The sequence below is a fragment of the Hymenobacter glaciei genome, assembly GCF_039539585.1.
Lineage (GTDB): Bacteria > Bacteroidota > Bacteroidia > Cytophagales > Hymenobacteraceae > Hymenobacter > Hymenobacter glaciei.
This window is the reverse complement of the sequence record NZ_BAABDK010000016.1, coordinates 200,290-222,225: the sequence shown is the minus strand read 5'-3', so window position 1 is coordinate 222,225 and position 21,936 is coordinate 200,290. Positions and strand designations below refer to the sequence as shown.

Sequence of the window (21,936 nt, the reverse complement as noted above, 5' to 3'; positions counted from 1 at the left end):
CAGCAGAGCCATTGTCTTTTCGGTGACTGTTACCGATTTGTAAAGCCGCCAATTTTCGGCCGCATTACTGTTAACCAGCATTTACGGGTTTTCTGCGCCGTGCCCTCCAAATCGGAGGGCTAAGGGGCTGTACGTCTCCTTTTCGGCTTTGACATGGTGTCACGGCTATTTTTTACCCTCCTCTTTTTTCTGTTTATGGACGAGTACATTGGCATCGTTAAACTGTTTGCGGGCACTTTTGCGCCCCGGGGCTGGGCTTTCTGCGATGGCAGCCTATTGCCGATTGCGCAGAACGCGGCACTCTTCTCCATCGTCGGCACCACTTACGGCGGCAATGGCCAAACCACGTTTGCGCTGCCTGACCTGCGCGGCCGCGTAGCCGTTGGGGCCGGCAGTGGCCCTAGCCAGCAGCCAACGCAAGCGGGCGAAATGGCCGGCTCGGCCAGCATCACGCTCACGACGGCCCAACTGCCGGCCCATAATCACCCGTCGCAAGTTTCGAGCGATAAAGCCTCGACTAATGCCCCCGCTGGCAATGTGCCAGCTACAGCCAACGGCAATACCCCCGATGAAACGGCCGTAACGGTAAACGCTTATGCTGCAGCTAACAACCTGGTTGCTGGCAGCCCGAATGCCATTGGCCAGACGGGCAACAACCAGCCGGTTAGCGTGATGCAGCCTTATACGGGCATGAACTACATCATCTGCCTCGAGGGCATTTTCCCTTCGCGCAACTAGTTGGCATTCTTAACCTGCCAATAGCCAAAGGCGGCATCATTCCAGCCAACCGTAGGGTAGCTGGTGTGGTGCCGCTTCGCTGGCTTTACTGCGGACCAGAACAAGTGTGCGCCACCTGATTCACGCTCACGCTTTGGTTTTCTTGCCAGCGCTCATGCTCCGCCGACTACTAACGTGTTGACGGTGTTTTTGTTGTCTTATCGGACTCCTCTATTGCCCTGCCGTAATGCGGCCTACCGCTTCCACCCAGTATGCCGCGGGGTTTCGGTGCCAACAGTAGGCCGCATTGCCCCAGGCCAAAGGTTGAGCCGGCTGCTAATACCCCGACATTCCTGCCTATTTTTACCCAACGGCTTTTCACTGTTTAATCCTCGGTCATAGCATTTTCCACTCCGCTTTTTAGCCTACAACCCTATGAATAAAATATTACTTACTCCAGTAGGCACGCGCCCTTGGTTGGCGCTCCTGCTGCTCTGGGCGCTGAGCATGGTGCCCCGCAGCGGGCAGGCCCAGGTGTACTACACCCTGAACGACGGGTCGCCTACTACCTTGACCGACCAGTTGCGCAGTGTTGCCGCTGCTGGCACGGGGGACGCCCTTATCAAGGACAACTTTGTGCAAACGGCCGGCCCGCTGGTGCTCGACGCGGCCAACAACCGCCTGCTGGTGGCCGACACGCGGGTGAGCCAGGCCTCGACGAGCCTGACCAACACCAAGATTGTGGCCGTGAGCCTGGCCGCCGGCAACGCCGTGACCACGCTCATTACCCCGGCTTACATCACCAACTCTACTTCTACGGTGGTGAGTGGGCTCGATATCGACCGGACCAACAACTACCTCTACTACACCCTGAACGACGGGTCGCCTACCACGTTGACCGACCAGCTGCGCCGCGTCAACCTCGACGGCACCAACGACATTCTCATCAAGGACAACTTTGTGCAAACGGCCGGCCCGCTGGTGCTCGACGCGGCCAACAACCGCGTGCTGGTGGCCGACACGCGGGTGAGCCAGGCCTCGACGAGCCTGACCAACACCAAGATTGTGGCCGTGAGCCTGGCCGCCGGCAATGCCGTGACCACGCTCATTACCCCGGCCTACATCACCAACTCCATTTCTACAGTCGTGGGCGACCTGGCTATCGACCGGACCAACAACTACCTCTACTACACCCTGAACGACGGGTCGCCTACCACCTTGACCGACCAGCTGCGCCGCGTCAACCTCGACGGCACCAACGACATTCTCATCAAGGACAACTTTGTGCAAACGGCCGGGCCGCTGGTGCTCGACGCGGCCAACAACCGCGTGCTGGTGGCCGACACGCGGGTGAGCCAGGCTTCGACCAGCCTGACCAACACCAAGATTGTGGCCGTGAGCCTGGCCGCCGGCAACGCCGTGACCACGCTCATTACCCCGGCCTACATCACCAACTCCACTTCTACAGTCGTGGCTGGGTTGGCGGTGTTGGAAGCCACAGCAGCTACTGTAACGACGGCTGCCGCCACCAGCATTACCTCAACCAGCGCGGTGCTGGGCGGCAACGTGACGGCCGACGGCGGCGCGACAGTGAGCGACCGGGGTGTAGTCTACAGCACCACCAACACTACTCCTGCCATCGGTGGCAGCGGCGTGACGCAGAACAGCAACGGCACGGGTTCGGGCACGTTCTTGGAAACCATCTCGGGACTGACGCCGGGCACTACGTACTACGTGCGGGCCTATGCCATCAACAGCGCCGGCACCAGCTACGGCGGCAGTGTGGTGAGCTTCACGACCCTAGCCCTGCCCACGGTAACCACGGCCCTGGCCAGCAGCATTACCACTTCCAGCGCCGTGCTGGGCGGCAACGTGACAGCCGATGGCGGCGCGACGATAACCGACCGGGGCGTAGTATACAGCATCACCAACACAACCCCAACCACGGCCGATACCAAGGCGGCCAACGGCTCGGGTGTGGGCTCGTTCGCGGCCACCATTTCGTCCCTGACGCCCGGCACGACCTACTACGTGCGGGCCTACGCTACCAACTCAGCCGGCACCGGCTACGGCAGCGTGGTCAGCTTCACGACCACACCCAACGCGCCAGTGGTGAACACGCCGGCCAACGGCAGCCTTGTGAACACGACCACGCCGACCTACATGGGTACGGCCTTGGCTGGCAGCACGGTGACGGTGTACGTGGACGGGAGCAGCATCGGCACGACCACGGCCACGGGCGGCAGCTTCAGCCTGTCCCAGCCCACGGCCCTCTCGCAGGGCTCGCATACGGTGTACGCCACGGCCCAGGCCAGCGGCTCGGCCGTGAGCGCCAACTCGGCATCCAACACGTTCACCGTCGATACAATGCGCCCTATAACGACCATCACGAGCACGACGGGCGCCAGCGGCAGCACGAGCAGCAATGCCACGTTTGCCTACACGGTGACCTTCAGCGAAGCGGTGACCGGCTTTGTGGCCGGCGACGTGAGCGTTACGAACGGTGCCATCTCGGGCTTCGCGGGTTCGGGCACCACTTACACGTTCAACGTGACGCCGGCGGCCAATGGCGCGGTGACGGTGAACGTGCCGGCCAACGTGGCCAGTGATGCGGCCGGCAACTTGAACACCGCCGCCACCCAGTACAGCATCACCTACGCTGCCCCGAACGCGACAGTAGTTTCGGTGACGGGCCTGACGCCCTCGCCCACGGCTACGGCCACGGTGAATTACCAGGTCACCTTCTCGGCCTCGGTGACGGGGGTAACGACCAGCAATTTCAGCCTGACTACGACCGGCATCAGTGGGGCCTCCGTGGCCAGCGTGAGCGGCTCGGGCACGACCTACACGGTAACCGTGAACACGGGCACCGGCGACGGTACCCTGCGCCTGAACGTGGCCAACGCCACGGGCATCTCGCCTACGGTGACGAACACGCCCTTTACCAGCGGCACCATGTACACCATTACCAAGAGCTTCGCGGCCAGCCCCACCCTCAGTGTGCAGGGCACGGGCAGTCCGTCGGGCAGTCCCGATGTGACGGCCTTTCTGGATGTGGTGCAAGTGCTCAGCGGCGGCTCGCCGGTTGCCAACGCCCTGCAAAACCCCAGCTTCGAAACCCACAACCCGCTGGCCAACGGCAACTACGGCTACAACCCCACGGGGGGCAGCTGGACGTTTAATTCCCTCTCGGGCATTGCCGAGGCCGGCAGCGCCTTCACCCCGATTACGCCCGTTCCCAATGGTATTGCTGTGGCCTTTGTGCAAAGCAACGCGGGCAGCAATGGTCAGCTCCAGCAGAACCTGGCCCTGCCCACGGGCAGCAGCTACCAGGTGAGCTTCCAGGCCGCGCAGCGCAACTGCTGCTCTGCCACACTGGACCAGGGACTGAATGTGTTTCTCAACGGGGTGTTCATCGGCACTATTCAGCCGCCTAACAACAACCTGTACAGTACGTTCACCTCGGCTACGTTTGCCGTAACGGCTCCGGCTCTGATAGCAACCATCGCCTCGGCGACGGCGGCCAACGGCGGCAGCACCGGCACTTCGCCAATTGCTTACACCGTGACCTTCTCGCAAAGCGTGGGCACCAGCTTCACGGCTTCGGATGTGAGCGTGACCAACGGTGCCATCTCGGGCTTCGCGGGTTCGGGCACGACCTACACGTTCAACGTGACGCCGGCCGCTAATGGCGCGGTGACGGTGAACGTGGCCGCCAACGTGGCCCAGGATGCCAACAACACGGGCAACACCGCCGCCACCCCGTACAGTATCACCTACACCCAGCCGGTGACGGCGGCGCCGGTGGTGACCGCGCCGGCCAATGGCAGCTTGCTGAATACGACCACGCCGAACTACGCGGGCACGGCCGTGGCCGGTAGCACCGTGACGGTGTACGTAGATGGCACGTCCATCGGCACGACCACGGCCGACGCCAGCGGCAACTTCACCCTGGCCCAGCCCACGGGCCTGGCGCAGGGCAGCCACACGGTGTACGCCACGGCCCAGAGCGCGGGCTCGGCCGTGAGCGCCAACAGCCCGACCAACACCTTCACGGTGGACTCGGTACGCCCTGCAGTTGACATCACCAGTTCGACGGCGACCAATGGCAGCACGAGCAGCAATGCCACGTTTGCCTATACGGTGACCTTCACGGAGCCCGTGTCGGGCTTTGTGGCCGGCGACGTGAGCGTAGGCAACGGCACGCTGACGGGCTTCACGGCCGTCTCGGGCACGACCTACACGTTTAACGTGACGCCCACGGCCAACGGCGCGGTGACGGTGAACGTGCCCGCCAACGTGGCCCAGGACGCCGCCGCCAACTTCAACACCGCCGCCACCCAGTACAGCATCACTTACCAGCCCACCACGACCTCGTGGACGGGCTTGGTGAGCACCGACTGGTTTACGGCCGGCAACTGGAGCGCTGGGGTACCGACTTCAACTGTTGACGCCATCGTCCCGGCTTCGGCCCCCCGCATGCCCAGTATCACGGCCAGCACGGCTACAACGAAGGCGCTCACCCTGGACGCGGGCAGCACGCTCACCCAAACCGGTGGCACGCTCGACGTGCGCGCGGACCTGACCAACAACGGCACCATCAGCGCGCCGGGCGGCACGGTGGCGCTGGGGGCTACTGCGCTGGCCAGCGTGCTGGGCAGCAGCAACACCCGCTTCTGGAACCTGACGGTAGGGGCCAGCGGGGCGCAACTGAGCACCTCGGCCAGCACGTCGGTGCAGCGCCTGTTCACGCTCAACGGTGCCCTGACGACCAACGGCAACCCCCTCATGCTGGAGTCGAACGCCACGAACACCGCGCTGGTGGTGAACACCAGCACCGCCAACGTCATCGTCGGCAACGTGACGGTGCAGCGCTACATCGCGCCGGACCTGAACGCCGGCCTGGGCTACCGCCACTACTCGGCACCGGTGAGCACCGCCACCGTGGGTAGCCTGGCCATCCCCGGCAGCTTTACACCCGTGGTGAACGGAGCCTACAACACGTCGGCCACGCCGAAGGCCGAAACGCCGTTCCCCACAGTATATTTCTATGACCAGGCCCGCCTGGCCACGGCCACCAACAACCTGGCTCCCTTTGACAAGGGCTGGACCTCGCCCACTTCGCTGGGCGACCCGCTGACGGTGGGCAAAGGGTACACCGTGAACGTTGCCGCTAACCAGACGCTGAGCGTGACCGGCCCGCAGAACAACGGCACCGTGACGCAAACCCTGAGCCGCAACAGCGGCGCGACGGCCTTTGACGCCGGCTGGCAGTTGGTGGGCAACCCCTATCCAAGCCCGCTGGACTACTCGCTGATACCCCCGGTTGACCGCATCGGTCTCGACGCGGCTATCTATGTGTTCGAGAGCAGCAGCCAGTACAACGGCACCTACCGGAGCTATGTCAACGGCGTGGGCGGCAACCCGGTTCTGGCCCAGGGCCAGGGTTTCTTTACCCGGGTATCCAATGGCCAGACCAGCGGCAACCTGACGCTGCGCAACAGCCAGCGCGTGACGGCTTACCAAAACCCGGTGTACCACCGCACGGCCGAAACCCGGCCGCTGGTGCAGCTCGACCTGCACTCGGCCACGGGCACCGACCCGGTGTACGTGTACTTTGAGAACGGTGCTACGGCCGGCATTGACCGCGAGTTTGACGCCGTGAAGCTGCCCAATAGCACCGGCCTGAACGTGTCGGCTGAAACCAGCGCCCAGCGCCTGGCCGTGAACGGCCTGCCCACGCTGGGCACGGCCCCGGTAACGGTGCCCCTGACGGTGGGCGTGCCCGCGGCGGGTTCGTACCGCTTCGACGCGGCGCAGCTCCTGAACCTGAGCACCACGCCGGTGTACCTGCGCGACCTACAGACCGGCGCGGTGGTCGACCTGGCGCGTCAGCCCAGCTACAGCTTTGTGGTGAGCAACGCCTCGGCCCTGGTTAGTGGCCGCTTCGAGCTGGTGTTCTCGCCGCAGGCTCCGCTGGCCACGGTGCCGGCCGCGCTGGCCGCCCAGGTGGGTGTGTACCCGAACCCGGCCACGACCACGGCGTTCGTGGAGCTGCCGGCCGCCTTGGGCCGCGTAGCAGTAGCTGCTGAGCTGGTAGATGGCCTGGGCCGCACGGTGCGCACCCAGTCGCTGCCCGCTCAGGGCGCGGCTGCGCACCGCCTCGACCTGGCTAACCTGGCCACCGGCGTCTACACCCTGCACTTGAACACCAGTGCCGGCGTAGTCGTGAAAAAGCTGGTGGTGCAATAAGCTCCCCGGCACATGCGTAACCGGCCCCCGGTCCTTTAGTGGACCGGGGGCCGGTTTGTTTGGGGGCTATTTGTTACATCGCAGGCAAAAAACCGGAGGCATGTAACAAACGTTGTTACACGCCTCGGTTTTTTTGCCTGCGATGTAACAAATAGTCCCTTATTCAGCAGCACGCTATACCAATACCTTGGTTAGGATTACCGATTGACGTGGCAGGCCTGAAGTAAAACGCCCCGACCGCACAGGGGCTTGTCCTTACCCAAAACGGCGGTCGTTGCTCCGGTCCGACCGCCCTAGGCGGTCCGACCGGTTGTTGGCGGGGCAAAATAGGCGGTCCGACCGGACCGGTCAAGTGCCGCCAGCAGGCAGGCAAAGCGTTTTGGGTAAGGACAAGCCGCACAGGGGCAGGGCTTTCTTTGGTGATTGACGGGATAAACTCACGGGCGTACTTTTGTCGCTATGCCCCAAAATATTGAGCTGCCTTCACGTAGTATTTCCTTTCGTCCCGATTTGAAGGTGATGGTGGTGCGCTGGCACACCCACGCCCAACTGGAAGTGGTGCAGGCCGACTACGGCCACATGCTCGACGCCGCCGTTGAAGCGGGCGTTTATGACTGGCTGCTGGATGTGCGGCGGCGCGACAAAGTCACGGCCGAACTAAGTGGATGGGTTAGCCAGGTGTTTTACCCGGCGGCCACGCAGCGCGTGGCGCCGCACCGAATTCGCATGGCTGTGCTCAATTCGCCGGCCCTCACCGAAGCCTACGTGTCCGACCCCGACCAGAAAAAGTACGTGGCCTATGCGCTGGACCCTGCCCGGCCGTACGACATCGGTTTGTTCGACGACGAGGGCGCGGCCATGCGCTGGCTCAACCCGGCAGTGGCCAGCTAAGCCAGCGCGGGCGGGTTACTTCGCCGCTTTTTCGAGCAGGCTAAAGAGTTCGAGTGTATCCATTCCTACGCGCCCTGCCCGGCGGGGTTCCGAATGTTCAGCTATTGCCGTGGAGCAGGTAATCGGTCTGATGGAAGCTGTAGCTCACCGACAAGACCAGGCAGCAGCGGAAAATACTGCGGCGACTACCCCGGGTAGCCGTTGAGGATGCGGTAGCAGTGCATCAACCGCGGGCTGCTCTGGGTGTCGCAGGGCGTGATGCCCATGAAGCAGCTGCCCATGTCGCAGACCTGGCCCGCGCGGGGTGCCAACAGCCTCGCCGCCAGTCCCAGAAACAGGACGAACTATTTCATGCCTGGCAAGAAGAAAATTCAGTGGCCAGGGCCGGCCGGTGGCTTAGTTGGCATAAATGTGACCCACCGAGAACATGCCGGCCGCGATGTTGTCGGCAATTTTCACGGCTGGGAGGCCGCCCATCACGTTGTAGGTATCGGCGAACTTGATGGTGCTGGTGCCGGTGAACATCTTGTTGATGTCGGCATACAGGTGAATTTCGGGCGAGTGGTCGGGGCGCACCCGCATGGGCGAGTTGGCCGCCGGGAAAGGCACTGTCACCGTCCGGATGGTATTGGTAGTGGAGTGCTTATAGCCCGCAATGTGGAAGGTGAGGCCGGTCGACGGCGACTTCGACGAATACCCGGTCAGGCTCAGGTTGATGAACTCGTCCACGCCGTTCATGGTCCAGAGCATGCCGCTGTTGGCGTTTAGCGCTTCCTCGGTGAAGTTGCCGGCCTTGGTGCGGGCACTGTCTACGCCCACTATGAAACTGATGGCCGTGTAGTCGCCCACCGGAATCCCGTTCATCTCTAGGTCCTGGGTAGTGGGCTTGGATTGGTCGACCAGGTAATACGCCCGAGGCAGCGTGTACGCCGAGTTGTCGGCCTTCAGCAACTTCACGTTGGATACGTAATACTTGAAGGTGCTAACCCTGAAGTCGTCGCTGTTGGCATTGCTGTAAGCGCCTGAGCCCAGCACCAGCGAGCTGAATATGGGGCCATTACCGCCTGGCACAAACGTGCCGTTGTCGAGGTGCAAGGTAAATTTTCCGGTGGCAGAAGCCTCGGGTTCGTCTTTTTTGCAGCCGGTGAGGACAGCGGTATTGAGAGCCAGCAGGGTAGCGGCGAGGGTTGAAACCAGAGAGCGGTTCATCGGAAAGTGAAAAAGCAGTTGGGAAGTGAAAAACCGTGCGTGGACGCGCACCAACCAGCGCCGGCTACAATGCCCCGGAACCGGCCAGAGCTATTCAGGCATCGGTAGTGCCAAATGCTGCCCCAAGAATCAGCCCAATAGCAGGGGCGGGCGGCACACGCCCCGGGTACGTCCGGCTATGCAGCGCGCCACTAAAATAAGCCAGCTATCGCGACATACCAGCAGCAAACAGTTAAGTAAATGTAGGCCGGGCTGTCGCGTAGTGCCCCAACGCTGCTGGCTGGGAGTGCGGTTCTTTCCTGCAAAAGTTTGCTGGTGGAAGAAGCGGAGGAACTGGCGAATACCGGGCGCGCCGGTTGCATCAAGGCCTAAAGCCTGGGCGCCGGTATTGGCGGCTGCCGGGTAAGCCGACTACATGCGAACATTGACTTATCTTTAGCTCCCGTACCACACGTCTTAATCCTTTCTTTCTCATTTATGATTCAACCATTACGCTTGGGGTTGCTGAGCATGCTACCCTTGCTGGCTGCCGGTTCGGCACTGGCCCAAACAGCGCCCGCCGACGGCGCTCCCCAACTCATTCGTCTGGCCGGCAAGCCGGGCGCGGCCCTGCCGGGTACGACCCTGCGCCAGCTACCCACCGACAGCCGCCAGCTATTGCGCGAGACGCTGGGCCTGCGCCCCAGCGATGACCTGCGCCCGTTGCGCACCGAAACCGACGAGCGCGGCGAGCTGCACGAGCGGTTTCAGCAGTATTTTAAGGGGGTGAAGGTGGAGCACGGCCAGTACACCGTGCACCGGGCGGCCGGGGTGCTCAGCGGCGAGTTCAAGCCCGTGCCCGCTGCCCTCAGCACCAAGCCGGCCCTGAATGAGGCGGCCGCCCTGCGCGCGGCGCTGGCCACGGTAGGCGCCCGCCGCTACATGTGGGACGATGCCGCGGCCGAAGCCGGCCTGCGCCGCATCAGCCAGGATGCCAAGGCCACCTACCGCCCCAGCGGCGAGCTGGTGGTGGTGGCCGACTACCGCCAGAACGGGGCCACCGGCCCGCTGGTGCTGGCCTGGAAATTCAACATCTACGCCGAAGAGCCCCTGAGCCGCGCCTACGTGTACGTAGACGCCCAGAGTGGCGCGGTGGTGTTGCAGGATGCCATCATCAAGCACGCCCACGGGCCGGTGGAGGCACTGCCTGCCACCGCCCGACCCGTGGCCCGGCCCGCTGCGCCGCGTGGGGTGACCACTTCGGCCACGGCCACGTTTGCCACGCGCTACATGGGCACGCGCACGGCCCTCACCGACTTGTTTAACGGCAGCTACCGCCTGCGCGACTACACCCGCGCCGCCGGCATCGAAACCTATAACCTGCGCACGGGCACCAACCAAGGCACCGCCGTTGACTTCACCGACGCCGACAACAACTGGACGACGGCTGAATTCAACAACACCGCCAAAGACAATGCGGCGCTCGATGCCCACTTCGGCTCGCAGTCGACCTACGACTACTGGATGAGCACGCACGGCCGCAACTCCATCAACGGCAGCGGCGGTAAGTTCATCAACTACGTGCACGTGCGCGTGGGCTTCGACAATGCGTTCTGGGATGGTGCGGCCATGAACTACGGCGACGGCAATACCCAGTTCCGGCCGCTAACGGCCCTCGACGTGTGCGGCCACGAAACCGGCCACGGCATCTGCCAGGCCACCGCCAACCTGGTGTACCAGAACGAGTCGGGCGCGCTGAACGAGGGTTTCTCCGACATCTGGGGCGCCGCCGTGGAATACTCGGTGGACCCCACCAAGCAAACCTGGGTGGTGGGCGAAGACATTAGCCTGAACTCGGGGGGCCTGCGCTCGATGAGCGACCCGCTGAGCACGGGCGTGCTTTCGCCCTGCCCGGCCAACTACCGGGGCCGCCGCTGGAACTTCGGAACGACCGATAACGGCGGCGTGCACACCAACTCGGGCGTGCTCAACCACTGGTTCTACATCCTGAGCGTGGGCAAAACCGGTACCAACGAGCAGCAGCAGGCCTACGCCGTCACGGGCATCGGCATCGACAAAGCGGCGCGCATTGCTTACCGCGCCGAGCGCCTCTACCTCACGGCCAACTCCGACTACCGCTCGGCGCGCATGTTCACCATTCAGGCAGCCACCGACCTGTATGGCGCGGCCTCGCCCGAAGTAGTGGCCGTCACCGATGCCTGGTTTGCCGTGGGCCTGGGCACGAGCAGCGCCGCCGCCGCCGGTACGCAGGCCCAGTGCCTGCCCGACGATGCCGCCGTGCTCACGGCCTCGGCTTCGGCCGTCAGCCTGTGCGCCGGCGAAACCCTGAACCTGACGGCGACTGCCGCCTACCCAACCACGCGCCGCCTGCGCTCTTTCACGAGTGTGGCCCTGCCCGATGCGTCCACCGCCTACACGGCCGTGCCGGTATTCAGCACCACCGTTGTGAGCGGAACCACTTTGCAGCACGGCCTCGAAACGCTCTACCGCAGCAGCTTCGCCGATTTGCAGGGGGTGCGCGTGCGCCTCAGCCACGCCCAACCCGGCGATGTGGCCCTGCGGCTGGCCGTGCGCAACAGCAGCGGCGTAACCACTTACGTGAGCCTGGCCACGGCGCTGCCCGCGGCCGGCAGCACGGCTGCGGCCAATACCCTCGACCTGACCTTTGCCGATAATGCCTCGGCGACCCTGCCCGCCACGATGAGCGGCAGCACCCTGGCCGGCACTTTCCGCCCCGCCACCGCCCTGGGCAGCATTACACCCGGCACCCTGGTTTCCATTAGCCTGGAAGCCCAGGACGGCGTCGCTGGCAACACCGGCACCATTACGAGCGTGGAGCTGCTGTTTCGCCGGCTGGCTACCGACGTGCCCTCGGTGCGTTGGATTGGGCCCGGCCTGGATGTTACCGGCGCCACGGCCAGCACCCAGCCCGCCGGCCCGGCGGCTGGCGGCACGGCCGTATACCGCTACACGGTGCTGGCCTCCGACCCCTTCTTCGGCTGCACCAGCCTGCAAACCGTGGACGTGAACGTGAGCCAGCCGCTGCTGAAAGCGGATGCCCTGCAAGCCGACCTGTGCGCCGGCCGTGGCCAGGCCTTTGGCCCAATTAGCCTGCGCGTAACCGCCGACGACAGCATTGCGGGCCAGACCTACCGCTGGACCGGCCCCAACGGCTATGCCGCCACTGGCAAACGCCGCAGCACCACCTCGAGCATCGGCGGCCTGCTGCGCTACACCGTGAGCACGAGCACCCCGGGCTCGAACTGCGCCAACCAACAGCAGGTAGCCGTGCTGGCCCGCCGCCCCGTGGCCGCCGCCCCGGCTGGTCTCGACTCGGTGGCCTGCGCCGGTGGCAACATCCGCCTGCGCAGCCGCCCGTTCGAGAACCAGCTGGTGGGACCCTACCAGTTCTCGGGCAGTGCCGCCATTCCTGACTTCAGCGCCGTTGGCGTGCGCATTCCGCTCGTGGTGCCCGGCACCACGGAGGGCTTCTTCGACCTTCGCGGCATTCGCGTGAGTCTCAACCACACCTACGTGGGCGACCTTACCCTTTACATTATCGCTCCCGATGGTACCCGCGTGCTGCTGAGCAGGCAGAACGGCGCCACCGGCCAGGGCCACCAGAACACGCTGTTCGTGGATTCGGTAGGTGCCCGGGTGTTGAGCAACGGCGCCTCTCCCTTCGCGGGGAGCTGGCAGGTGGACGACGCCAACGGCTTTGCCAAGCTGCGCAACACGCCCATGGCCGGCACCTGGAACCTGTTTGTGGTAGATGGCGGCCCGGCCGACGTGGGCACCGTGACCTCCTGGGGCATCGTTACGCGCAGTAACAACACCATTTGGAGCGGGCCCAATGGCCTGACGGCTACCGGCGACAACGTGCTGGCTGCCCTGCCTGCCACGGCGGGTCACTACCGCTATATTGGCACCACCACGGTGCCCGGCGGCTGCACCTTCCGCGATACCGTGGATGTGCGCGTGGCGCCCGGCTCGGAGTGGCGCCGCCGCCAGAGCACCGACCTGGCCCTGGCCGCCAACTGGACCTGCCTGCCCACCGCTACCACCGACGCCGAAGTACGCGGGGCCGCCAACGCCCAGCCCCTGCTGAGCACCGGCTTGGTGCAGGTGCGCAACCTCACGCTGCGCGCCGGCACTGCCCTGGCCCTCGACGGCGGTACCCTGGAAGTGTACGGCACCCTCACCCTCGAAAGCGGAGCCTCTATCAGCGGTACCGATGGTACCCTGAGCCTGCGCGGCGCGGCGGTGGTGCTGAATGCGCCCAGCTCAACCGCCTTGCGTATTCCCCGCCTGCTGGTGAACCTGCCCGCCGCTGCCGATACTGCCCGTTTGGCCCAGATGCTGTTCGTGACCAAAGCCCTGACGTTGCAGCGCGGTATCCTGAAAACCCAGGCCTCGTCCCTGGCACTGATGACGGGAGGCACCATTGCTGAAACGGCCGATGCCTACGTTTCGGGCCGCGTCATGACTTCCGGGTTGGTTAGTGCCAGCACTTCGCAGGACTTTGGCGGCCTTGGCATGTCGCTGAGCCAGACCTCATCGAACTTAGATGTGAGCGTGATACGCGTAACCGACCAGGCCATCGGTCGCACCCCGGCCCGTACCAGCATTCGCCGCTATTATGAAGTTGCTTACCCGGCCAACATCGTCGTTACGGCGACGGTGCGCCAGAGCTACCGCGATGCAGAGCTGAACAATCTGGCCGAAGCCGACCTGCAGCCCTACCGCGCCGGTACGCTGGCCGGCCCCTGGTTGCCCCAGGCCCGCACGCTCCAGAACACCAGCCTGAACTACGTGGAGAGCACGGGCAGCATCCAGGGCATCTGGACCCTGAGCACGCCCACGGCCATGCTGCCAACCCGCAATGCGGCTACTAGCTTCTCGGTGCAGGCCGCCCCGGTGCCGTTTGGCGCTTCGGGCTTCTCGTTGTCGGTGCAGGCCCTGCGCCCGGAGCGTGCCGCCTCAGTGGCCGTCTACGACCTCATGGGCCGCCTGCTGGTGCAGCGTCCGCTCACCATTGCAGCGGGCCTCAATACGGTGGCTTTGCCCGAAGCTGGCCGTTTAGCAGCTGGCGTGTACCTGGTGCGCGTAGTGCTTAACGGTGAAGCGCAGACGTTACGGGTAACCAAAGAGTAGGCAGCCCCTAACCAGTTGTTTTAGATAAAGAAAGCCCTGACCAGTAATTGGTCAGGGCTTTCTTTATGAGGAAGCTTTTTTGGGAATTTAATGAAGCTCAGCATGACGCTCTGTTGACTTCAAACCTAGACGGCTAATTCAAATACGGCGACTCCAGCTCCTGGCCCATGCTGTTCATGGTATCGGGGCGGCGGCCGGTGAGGCGCATGCTCAGGGCCTGCGCCTCGCGGATGCTCAGCACGTCGAGCTCGCGCAGCCAGGCCACCCGGCGTAGCTGCGGCTCGATGAAGCCCAGTGGGTTTACCTGGCCGTATTCGTCGCGCAGGTAGGTTTTGGTGCGGCGCTCCAGCTCGGCTACCAGCGCCCGGAACTGGCGCCGCTGCCAGGGCCGCCCGGCCAGTGTGATGACCAGGTGCGCCGTTTGCAGCCGGAAGGTGCTCCATTGCTGTTCGAAGCGCAGGTAGCTGGCCAACAGGTTCAGCCCCAGCACCAGCAACCAGGTGTAAAGCGCGGTGCCAGCCTCGCCGGTGGTCAGCCAATGCCGACAGGGCTCGTAGCCCAGAAAGGCCAGCAGCAGGCCCGTGAGCAGCAATTGATTCACCGGAATGCGGGAGCTGATGTCGGATTTTACCGGCAGAATCTCTTCGTAAGGGACTTCGGTTTCTAGCGTGGCCACGCCCTGGGGGTTTCGCTTGCACACGTACAGGCTCTCGGCCCGCAATGCCACGGTGGTAGTCCCTTGAAAAAGCTGTTTTTGGGTGAAAATCATTTGGGGAGATGAGAACAAGAGAGGGTAGAAGAAAACAGGGAGGAACTATGCTGGAAAGTAAGGCAGCTCAACCTCTCGGCTGTCATCCTGAGCATGCGAACCGAAGGTCGGCGTAGCCAAGGACCTTATCGCGTTTGTGCCGAATAAATTACTGCAAACAGTTCCGGCGTGGTAAGGTCCTTAGCTACGCCGACCTTCGGTTCGCAAGCTCAAGATGACAGCCGAAATAGTGCCGTCAACTTACTCAAACTGCTATGCAAACGGGCTTGGCGCGAAGCAAAGAACAAAAATAGCCAGCATCAGCCAGCCCAGCATCTGGCGGCCGGCGCTCAGGGGCCGCTCGTCGGGCGCGGCGGGGTGGTAGATGCCGGTGAGCCGCCCCAGCAGCAGCCCAAATACCAGCCAGCCGGGATTCCCAAGCAGGCCCGGCCAGTAGCTAGCCGCGGCCACTTGCACCGCCCAGATGCCCGCCGCCAGCAGCAGGCCCTGTCGCGGCCGGGGCAACACCCGCCAGAATATCAGGGCCAGGTAGCCGGCGTAGACCGGCGCCCCGTAGGCCCAGGTCTGCCAGTCATCACGCACCGAAAAAAGCCCCAGGCCAGCATAAAAAATAAAGCCGGTGAACAGCCAGGGCATGAGGCGGTTGGAACGCACCGGCCCCAGCAGGCCGTAGAGAATATGGCCGCCATCGAGCTGGCCCATGGGCAACAGGTTCAGGGCCGTGAAAAACAGGCTGAGCACCCCGGCCACCAGCACCGGATAGTGCAGCAGCTCGTTGGGGTGCGGCACCCGGGCTGGGTCGGCCAGCAACGCTTCGAGGCCGCGGTAGAGCAGGGGGCGGGCCAGGGTGAGGGCTTCGGCACCGGGCGGGTACACGTGCCGGGCATAGTCGGCGCCGTAGCGGGCGTAGTCCGGGTGAATGGCAAACAGATAGTCGAGCGGCGGCAGGTGCGTGAAGCCATACACCAGCACGCCCACCGCCACCACAAACCCCGCCAGCGGCCCCGCCAGCCCAATATCGAAAAACTCGCGCCGCGAAAAAATCCGCTCCCGAATTCGAATGACCGCTCCAAACGTGCCCAGCCCCATCGGAAAGGGGATGTAGTAGGGCAACGACGTGCGCACCCGGTTGGCCCGGGCCACGAAGTAGTGCCCAAACTCGTGCACCGTGAGCACTCCCAGAAACAGCAGGGCAAACGTCAGCCCCCGGGCCCATTCGCCCGCCATGGGCGCCGGTGGGAAATACCAGAAACCCAGCGGCAGCAAGTCGACCGTGCCCCGCGTGAGCACTACTCCGGCCAGAGTGGTCGTGAGTACCGTGAGTACAAACAGCCCGAGATGCACCGCCGCCGTACGCCCAGCCGAAGGTTCGGGCCGCTCGTACCGCCGAAACAGGCGCCGCGCATTGGCTTCCGCTTTTGCTGCTGGCTCGGGGCTTGCTACATCGGCCGGGAGTCCGGCAAAATCAGGTTCAGGACTGGGCAGGGGCGTATTCTTGGGGAAAGGCACGGAGGGCTTCGGGCAGGGCAGTGGTGAGGGTGAGGGGCGGGGCCAGGTGCAACACCCGCAGCCCCAGTTGCCGGGCCGTGGCCACGTGCTGCGGGCTGTCTTCGATGAACAACACGTCTTCGGGCTGCCAGTTCATTTCGCGCAGCACGTGCCGGAAAATTTCCTCGCCGGGCTTGCGCAGGCCCACTTCCTGCGAGTAAAACACGCGGTCGAGCACGTCGGCAATGCCGTGGGCAAAGCCATACTCTCCGGCCAGTCGCCGGTTGATTTCGGCGATGTGCAGGGCGTTAGTGTTGGAGAGCAGCGCCGTTTGGTGGCCCTGCCGGCGCAGCTCGGCCACCAGGGCCAGGCGGTCGGCCGGCACGCCCAGCAGCATGGCGTGCCAGGCCGCGTCGAGGTCGGCATCGGAAGCGTCGAGGGCGTAGGCTGCGCGCAGCCCGGCCCGGAACTCGGCCGGCGAGAGGTGGCCGGTTTCAAACTTATCGAACAGCTCGGCCTGGCTGGCTTGGGTAAACTCGATGGTGCTCTCCGCGCGGCTCAGGCGGCGCATGGCGGCGGGGGTGGCGGCGTAGTCGATGTCGATGAGGACCCCGCCAAAATCAAACAATAAATGAGGAAGCATGCTGCGGCTTTGGTTTTGCAGGGGCGAAGGTCGTACTTTTGTGCCGTTGGAGGGCCGGCAACGGCCAGGGTTGAGGTGAAAGATGACTGCCTCCAGCACCGGGCCTATAGCTCAATCGGTTAGAGCAGCTGACTCATAATCAGCAGGTCACTGGTTCGATTCCAGTTGGGCCCACAAAAACCGCCTTCCTGCATTAGGGAGGCGGTTTTTTATTTCTGGACCACAAATTTGGCTACATTAAGGAATAGGTGTGCTAAAGGATGCTGTTTTGTAGCGCCGTCGCCATTAGTCGGAACTTTGTTATAGCGGCCTATTACTTTGCACAGTGCCCTTCTACCAATTTAATCGGCTTTCATGCATCCCAAAACACAACCAAACCCAAAATCGAAAGCTGGAGTCCTACGACTTAACCGCATTGTTTGGGGCCTGATGGCGGTTGGCTTCATCTATTCTGTCCTAAATAAGAATGGTTCTTCCCGTGGCATAGAGGGAGTCATGCTGTTGGTCATCGCGGGCGCGATAGGAGCAGGCGCCAATGCTGTGTTCAGCCTATGGAAACTATCCCAGGGCAACCGCTATCAAGCTGTGATGTACTTCCTGGCGATGGTTCTCTTGGCGGCGGTGACTGCATGGTTATGGCCCTTGTTGAATGACATGCGCAAAATCGGTGGATGAGTAGTGAATGGTGACACTCCACCCCTTCACTCTTCTTGCCGGCGAGGTGCAACCGGCCTTCGTTTACCGCGAAGGCACTTACATCGCCTGGGGGTGGGATGACTTGCACCAGGCGGTGATGCTCTACCAATTGCCCGATGGCCTGTTCGTCGAGCTCAACTACGACGTGGATAAAAACGAAGTCTCGCACCTGTTCGCCTTCGAAGCAGGCAGCGAGTAGGACCTGCTGGCCGACTACGCCATGTTCGTGAAACTGCCAGACTGGATGCCGGAAGCAGATTGAGTTTTTATTATATGCTTTTGCACAACGCTCCAGTTTTTGGACGCTAGTCCTTAAACCAGAGCGCATCTGGATATGAAACGCGGATTATGATGCTCTGGATGAATGGCGTAAGGTAAGAAAGAGCTTGTGGCATAGCAATGGCAGGGGCAAAGGAATCCCCATGGCGTCTGGTTATGCGGGCTGCAAAAAATGGCAGGGTGAAATGGCCAAGTATTCCTGTTAATAATAGGTTAAGTTTAAGTACCCTATATTTTTATGAAGGACGCCCTAATACCTGGCGTTTATCACACCCGCCATTCTCATGTATTATCTCCTTTATCGCAGCCAAGCAACGGAGGCTCTTAATGCCGCGCAACTGACGTGTTTGTTGGAGCAGGCCCGCGAGTTTAATCTGCGCCATAACTTGACCGGGTTGCTGCTCTATACGACCGACCACCAGTTTCTGCAGGTGTTCGAGGGGGACAAACAAGCCGTGCGCACCGCGTATTACGAGAGCATCGTCCACGACTCCCGCCACCACGACTGCTTCGTGCTCAGCGAAGGACTGTGGAGACACGGCAGCTTCCCGGATTGGAGCATGGCCTTTCTAACGCCAGAACACGAGGTCCTACCAAGGAAGCCCGGGTTATTGGCAATTAGCCAACTGCACCGCGTGCTTTCTGTGGTGGCCCGAGCCCACCCCGGGTTAAGCCAACTGTTGCTCAATTTTGTGGAGCGGTACGAGCCTATTTCCTAGCCATGTACTGCACATGTGCAGCGAAGCAAATAATGTAGACCATGTCGGGACGGCTCAGCGATGGCCGTTGCGTGCCTTAATGGTGCCCTGGGGAAAAGAGATGCCGGCGTTTGACTACCATTTTGACCTGAGCAACATTGTGCACTTTGAAGACGACAGCCGCTACTGATGTGGTCTAGGCAAGCCGCACAGAAGCAGGACGTAGATTTCTTCTGTATTGGCAACAAAATCAAGCGGGACGTCGCCCGACAAACGGCGTAAATACGACAAGGCATTCAAGGCCGAGGCCCTGCGCCTGGCCAGCGAGAGCCGCAGCACGCAGGCGGCGGCCCGGCAGTTGGGCAGCAGCCCCAAGCTGCTCTACCGATGGCAGCAGGCGCAGCTCGTGGCCGAGGTGGGCAGCGAGGACGTGGCCCGTGACCCGGAGGTGCGCGCCCTGCGGGCCCGCCTCAAGCGGGCGGAGTAGGAGCTCGACATTTTAAAAAAAGCCTTGGTCATCTTCGGCCAGCCGACCCGGTGAGCACTTATCAGCACATTGCCCAACGCCGGGCCCAGGTGCCCGTGCGCCAGCTCTGCCAGGTGCTGCGCGTGGCCCCGGCCGCCTATTATGCCTGGCAGCGCCGGCAGGGGCCTGCGGTTGAGCTGACCTGGCAAGTGGCAGTGCGCGAAGCGTTTGCGTACCACCGCCAGTGCTATGGCACGCGGCGATTGCGCGCCGAAGTGCAGGCCCAAGGCCATGCAGTGGGCCGCTGGCGCATCCGCCGCGTGCTGAAGGCCCACGGCCTGCGGGCCCTCCGGGTACGATCCAGCAGCCCCGCTCGTTTGTGCCCCGCACCACCGATTCGGACCCGGCCGTGCGCGCCGCGCCCAACCGCTTGCTCGGCCAGCCCGCCCCGACCGCCCCCAACCGGGTGTGGGTGGGCGACATCACCTACCTGCCCCGCCAGGGCGGCGGCTGGTTGTACCTGGCCGTGTGGCTCGACCGCTGCTCGCGCAAAATCGTCGGCTGGGACGTGCGCGACACGATGCCCGAGGACTTGGTCAGCGAAGCCTTGCGCCGCGCCCTGGCCGTACGTCGGCCCCCGGCCGGGCTCGTCGTGCACTCCGACCAGGGCAGTCAGTGCGCCGCCACCCGCTTCAAGTACTTGCTCGCGCAAAACCAGGCCCTGCAAAGCATGAGCCGGCGCGGTCGTACCCGGTAGGGCAATTGCTACGACAACGCCCATGCCGAATCCTTTTGGAGCCGCTTCAAGGCCGAGTTGCTCGACGGCGGAAGCTTTCCAGGACAGGAAGAAGCCAAGCTCGAAATCAGCCACTACGTCGCTTATTACAACGCCGAACGCTGCCACTCGGCCCTCGGCTACCACTCGCCCAACCACTTCGAAACCCATCTTCAAACCACGTCCCAGTTGTGTCCGGCTTAGCTAGACCACCTTACTTAGCTAGACCACCTCAGTATGATTAACTATCCATTCGCTGAAACCCCGTTGTTTCACTCTATCTTTCCGAACGGCCTGTGACTCTCTTTGCATCTCTTTCCATATTTTCCGATGTACCATCTCATATATCGCAGCCAGGCCACAGCGACTCTTGATGATGACCAGCTGACCAGTATACTGGAACGGTCGCGTGTGTTCAATCAAGCCCACGGGTTGTCAGGGTTGTTGCTCTACACCCCCGACCGACAGTTTCTGCAGGTGCTGGAAGGGGAAAAAGACGTGGTCCGCGCCTTGTATTACGAACACATCGTCGCCGACACGCGCCACGAAGACTGCTACGTGCTCAACGAAGGGCCATGGCCTTTTCGCGGCTTTCCGAACTGGCAAATGGGCTTTGTGACGCACCAATTCATCGATGTGTCGACGAACCCGGGGTATGTAGAAATTAGTCGCTTACAGCACGTGCTTTCCTTGTTAGCCGAGGCCCATCCCGGCCTAAGCGAGTTCTTACAAATTTTTGTAGAGCGGTACAAGCGGATTCACTAGCCATTCCGCTGCTCGGTCGCGTTGAAGCAAGCAGTCACGACCACGTCGGAACGACTCAGCGATGGCCGTTGCGTGCCTTAATGGTGCCCCGGGGGAAATAGATGCCGGCGTTTGACTACCGCTTTGACCTGAGCAATATTGTGCACTTTGAAAACGGCAGCCGCTACTACGAAGTGCTGTGGCGGGGCCAGCTGGTGGGTGAGAACGGTCGGCGGCACCACATCGATGCGTACTGATTGGGCGGCGATACGTGGGGTTGCTACTGCCGTGACCAGTTGCGGAGCATCGGGCAGTATCCGCTCTAAGGCCATAGCTCGTCGGGATATTCAGTCGTTGCTGCTTGCTCAGCTGGGTGAGCAGGCAACAGGTGGCAGGCCCTGAGTCCGCCCTCCATTGCCACGTATAATATGCAGGGCAAAGGGGGCTTAATCGGTACGGGGCTTGGTCAGCGGGTGCGGCTGGCTGGTGGGGAGGGGCTTTTGCTGCCGAGGATGCGTCCGATTTTGGTAGGATTCACGAACGGTACCGAGCCGTGGGTCCGTGCCGCTGTAGTATCTACTGTCACCACGGTCTCGGCCGGCGCGGGATGGTCGCCGGAAATGGGTTGGTCGTTCACGGCGGGCGAACTGTTGCAGGCGCCAAGCGCGCCGCCCACGGCGAACAGCAGGGCAAAAGGGAAATACTTCATAACTGGATAAGAGGTGTGCCCTTTCAACGAGAGCGGTGGAAGAACAGCCGGCAGCCGGCTCCACTCAGCAGCACCTGCTTTGTACGCCAACTGACTTTGCCCCAAGAAGCTCAACCCCGCTACGTCCTACTTGTTCCGCTGACGACGGCCGACAACGTGTGGTGTTTGAGATGTAATGCATTGCCTGGGCCGGCGATAGATACACTACTTCAGCCACTTATTTTCCTTAGTCATGCTTTTCGTCCCCTACGCGCCTCCCGCCGACCCCCGCAACCAGACACCACTGCAGCGCAAGCGCGCCAACCGCCTCGCCCTGGTTGTTTTTACCATGTCGCTGATGGCGGGGCTGCTGGTAAAGTACCTGGGTTAATGCCCGGCCCATGTCAATTTTAGGATACAAAAAAGCCCCTGTATGCATTACAGGGGCTTTTTTGTATTTGTGCTCG

At 62.6% G+C, this 21,936-nt stretch carries 17 protein-coding genes, 1 tRNA gene and 2 pseudogenes; 15 read left to right on the top strand and 5 right to left on the bottom strand.

Annotated features, from left to right (window positions below; translation table 11 throughout):
• Positions 1-195: 195 nt before the first annotated feature.
• The 3 genes from ABD837_RS09885 (at position 196) to ABD837_RS09875 (ending at position 7,860) form a co-directional block, all read left to right on the top strand.
• Entirely contained in the window at positions 196-738 is a 543-nt protein-coding gene (locus ABD837_RS09885; RefSeq protein ID WP_345053550.1) for a phage tail protein, read from the top strand.
• A 414-nt stretch (positions 739-1,152) separates the two neighbouring features.
• Positions 1,153-6,969 carry an Ig-like domain-containing protein gene (locus ABD837_RS09880; protein WP_345053548.1) on the top strand — a complete coding sequence of 1,939 codons (5,817 nt, stop codon included), beginning with the start codon at positions 1,153-1,155 and terminating at the stop codon, positions 6,967-6,969.
• Positions 6,970-7,428: 459 nt separating this feature from the next.
• Positions 7,429-7,860 carry a hypothetical protein gene (locus tag ABD837_RS09875; protein ID WP_345053546.1) on the top strand — a complete coding sequence of 144 codons (432 nt, stop codon included), beginning with the start codon at positions 7,429-7,431 and terminating at the stop codon, positions 7,858-7,860.
• A 396-nt stretch (positions 7,861-8,256) separates the two neighbouring features.
• On the opposite strand, the gene ABD837_RS09870 is transcribed toward ABD837_RS09875, so the two are convergent.
• The gene (locus tag ABD837_RS09870) at positions 8,257-9,069 is read right to left on the bottom strand and encodes an MbnP family protein (RefSeq protein ID WP_345053544.1); all 813 of its coding nucleotides are present in this window, start codon (positions 9,067-9,069) and stop codon (positions 8,257-8,259) included.
• A 477-nt stretch (positions 9,070-9,546) separates the two neighbouring features.
• On the opposite strand from ABD837_RS09870, the gene ABD837_RS09865 reads away from it, so the two are divergent.
• Positions 9,547-14,223, top strand: coding sequence for a M4 family metallopeptidase (locus ABD837_RS09865; RefSeq protein WP_345053542.1), 4,677 nt, complete (start codon positions 9,547-9,549; stop codon positions 14,221-14,223).
• A gap of 133 nt (positions 14,224-14,356) precedes the next feature.
• On the opposite strand, the gene ABD837_RS09860 is transcribed toward ABD837_RS09865, so the two are convergent.
• The 3 genes from ABD837_RS09860 to ABD837_RS09850 form a co-directional block, all read right to left on the bottom strand.
• The gene (locus ABD837_RS09860; protein WP_345053539.1) at positions 14,357-14,992 is read right to left on the bottom strand and encodes a hypothetical protein; all 636 of its coding nucleotides are present in this window, start codon (positions 14,990-14,992) and stop codon (positions 14,357-14,359) included.
• Positions 14,993-15,244: 252 nt separating this feature from the next.
• Entirely contained in the window at positions 15,245-16,501 is a 1,257-nt protein-coding gene (locus tag ABD837_RS09855; RefSeq protein WP_345053536.1) for a site-2 protease family protein, read from the bottom strand.
• Positions 16,464-17,123: an HAD family hydrolase gene (locus ABD837_RS09850; protein ID WP_345053534.1), complete on the bottom strand. Its 660-nt coding sequence runs from the start codon at positions 17,121-17,123 to the stop codon at positions 16,464-16,466. The genes ABD837_RS09855 and ABD837_RS09850 overlap by 38 nt, the downstream gene beginning before the upstream one ends.
• 100 nt (positions 17,124-17,223) lie before the next feature.
• Here ABD837_RS09850 and ABD837_RS09845 point away from each other — a divergent pair.
• From ABD837_RS09845 to ABD837_RS09805, 10 genes and pseudogenes are all read left to right on the top strand, one after another.
• Positions 17,224-17,297, top strand: a tRNA-Ile gene (locus tag ABD837_RS09845).
• A gap of 180 nt (positions 17,298-17,477) precedes the next feature.
• Entirely contained in the window at positions 17,478-17,798 is a 321-nt protein-coding gene (locus tag ABD837_RS09840) for a hypothetical protein (RefSeq protein WP_345053532.1), read from the top strand.
• 7 nt (positions 17,799-17,805) lie between these two features.
• Positions 17,806-18,018 (top strand): hypothetical protein, encoded by a 213-nt coding sequence (locus tag ABD837_RS09835; protein WP_345053530.1) that lies wholly within the window; start codon positions 17,806-17,808, stop codon positions 18,016-18,018.
• A 364-nt stretch (positions 18,019-18,382) separates the two neighbouring features.
• Complete coding sequence (locus tag ABD837_RS09830; RefSeq protein ID WP_345053527.1) at positions 18,383-18,817, top strand: BLUF domain-containing protein; 435 nt, start codon at positions 18,383-18,385, stop codon at positions 18,815-18,817.
• Between the two features lie 217 nt (positions 18,818-19,034).
• Positions 19,035-19,283: a transposase gene (locus tag ABD837_RS09825; RefSeq protein ID WP_345053526.1), complete on the top strand. Its 249-nt coding sequence runs from the start codon at positions 19,035-19,037 to the stop codon at positions 19,281-19,283.
• 50 nt (positions 19,284-19,333) lie between these two features.
• Positions 19,334-19,609 (top strand): annotated as a pseudogene (locus tag ABD837_RS24975) (IS3 family transposase); the annotation flags it as partial.
• 32 nt (positions 19,610-19,641) lie between these two features.
• Positions 19,642-20,019: a DDE-type integrase/transposase/recombinase gene (locus ABD837_RS09820; RefSeq protein WP_345053523.1), complete on the top strand. Its 378-nt coding sequence runs from the start codon at positions 19,642-19,644 to the stop codon at positions 20,017-20,019.
• A gap of 12 nt (positions 20,020-20,031) precedes the next feature.
• Positions 20,032-20,241, top strand: a pseudogene (locus ABD837_RS09815) (integrase core domain-containing protein); the annotation flags it as partial.
• A 126-nt stretch (positions 20,242-20,367) separates the two neighbouring features.
• A complete protein-coding gene (locus ABD837_RS09810; protein WP_345053521.1) occupies positions 20,368-20,802 on the top strand; it encodes a BLUF domain-containing protein in 435 nt (144 codons plus the stop codon).
• Positions 20,803-20,903: 101 nt separating this feature from the next.
• Positions 20,904-21,038, top strand: a complete 135-nt coding sequence (locus ABD837_RS09805) for a hypothetical protein (protein WP_345053518.1) — start codon at positions 20,904-20,906, stop codon at positions 21,036-21,038.
• 209 nt (positions 21,039-21,247) lie between these two features.
• On the opposite strand, the gene ABD837_RS09800 is transcribed toward ABD837_RS09805, so the two are convergent.
• Positions 21,248-21,490, bottom strand: a complete 243-nt coding sequence (locus ABD837_RS09800; RefSeq protein WP_345053516.1) for a hypothetical protein — start codon at positions 21,488-21,490, stop codon at positions 21,248-21,250.
• 232 nt (positions 21,491-21,722) lie between these two features.
• On the opposite strand from ABD837_RS09800, the gene ABD837_RS09795 reads away from it, so the two are divergent.
• Entirely contained in the window at positions 21,723-21,860 is a 138-nt protein-coding gene (locus ABD837_RS09795) for a hypothetical protein (RefSeq protein ID WP_345053514.1), read from the top strand.
• Positions 21,861-21,936 lie beyond the last annotated feature (76 nt).

Excerpts from the sequence above, each read along its gene's own strand:
- ABD837_RS09885 (WP_345053550.1), top strand. The coding sequence starts at position 196 with ATGGACGAGTACATTGGCATCGTTAAACTGTTTGCGGGCACTTTTGCG.
- ABD837_RS09875 (WP_345053546.1), top strand. The coding sequence starts at position 7,429 with ATGCCCCAAAATATTGAGCTGCCTTCACGTAGTATTTCCTTTCGTCCC.
- ABD837_RS09850 (WP_345053534.1), bottom strand. The coding sequence starts at position 17,123 with ATGCTTCCTCATTTATTGTTTGATTTTGGCGGGGTCCTCATCGACATC.
- ABD837_RS09800 (WP_345053516.1), bottom strand. The coding sequence starts at position 21,490 with ATGAAGTATTTCCCTTTTGCCCTGCTGTTCGCCGTGGGCGGCGCGCTT.
- ABD837_RS09805 (WP_345053518.1), top strand. The coding sequence starts at position 20,904 with ATGCCGGCGTTTGACTACCGCTTTGACCTGAGCAATATTGTGCACTTT.
- ABD837_RS09860 (WP_345053539.1), bottom strand. The coding sequence starts at position 14,992 with ATGATTTTCACCCAAAAACAGCTTTTTCAAGGGACTACCACCGTGGCA.
- ABD837_RS09880 (WP_345053548.1), top strand. The coding sequence starts at position 1,153 with ATGAATAAAATATTACTTACTCCAGTAGGCACGCGCCCTTGGTTGGCG.
- ABD837_RS09810 (WP_345053521.1), top strand. The coding sequence starts at position 20,368 with ATGTACCATCTCATATATCGCAGCCAGGCCACAGCGACTCTTGATGAT.
- ABD837_RS09795 (WP_345053514.1), top strand. The coding sequence starts at position 21,723 with ATGCTTTTCGTCCCCTACGCGCCTCCCGCCGACCCCCGCAACCAGACA.
- ABD837_RS09865 (WP_345053542.1), top strand. The coding sequence starts at position 9,547 with ATGATTCAACCATTACGCTTGGGGTTGCTGAGCATGCTACCCTTGCTG.
- ABD837_RS09830 (WP_345053527.1), top strand. The coding sequence starts at position 18,383 with ATGTATTATCTCCTTTATCGCAGCCAAGCAACGGAGGCTCTTAATGCC.
- ABD837_RS09840 (WP_345053532.1), top strand. The coding sequence starts at position 17,478 with ATGCATCCCAAAACACAACCAAACCCAAAATCGAAAGCTGGAGTCCTA.
- ABD837_RS09870 (WP_345053544.1), bottom strand. The coding sequence starts at position 9,069 with ATGAACCGCTCTCTGGTTTCAACCCTCGCCGCTACCCTGCTGGCTCTC.
- ABD837_RS09835 (WP_345053530.1), top strand. The coding sequence starts at position 17,806 with ATGGTGACACTCCACCCCTTCACTCTTCTTGCCGGCGAGGTGCAACCG.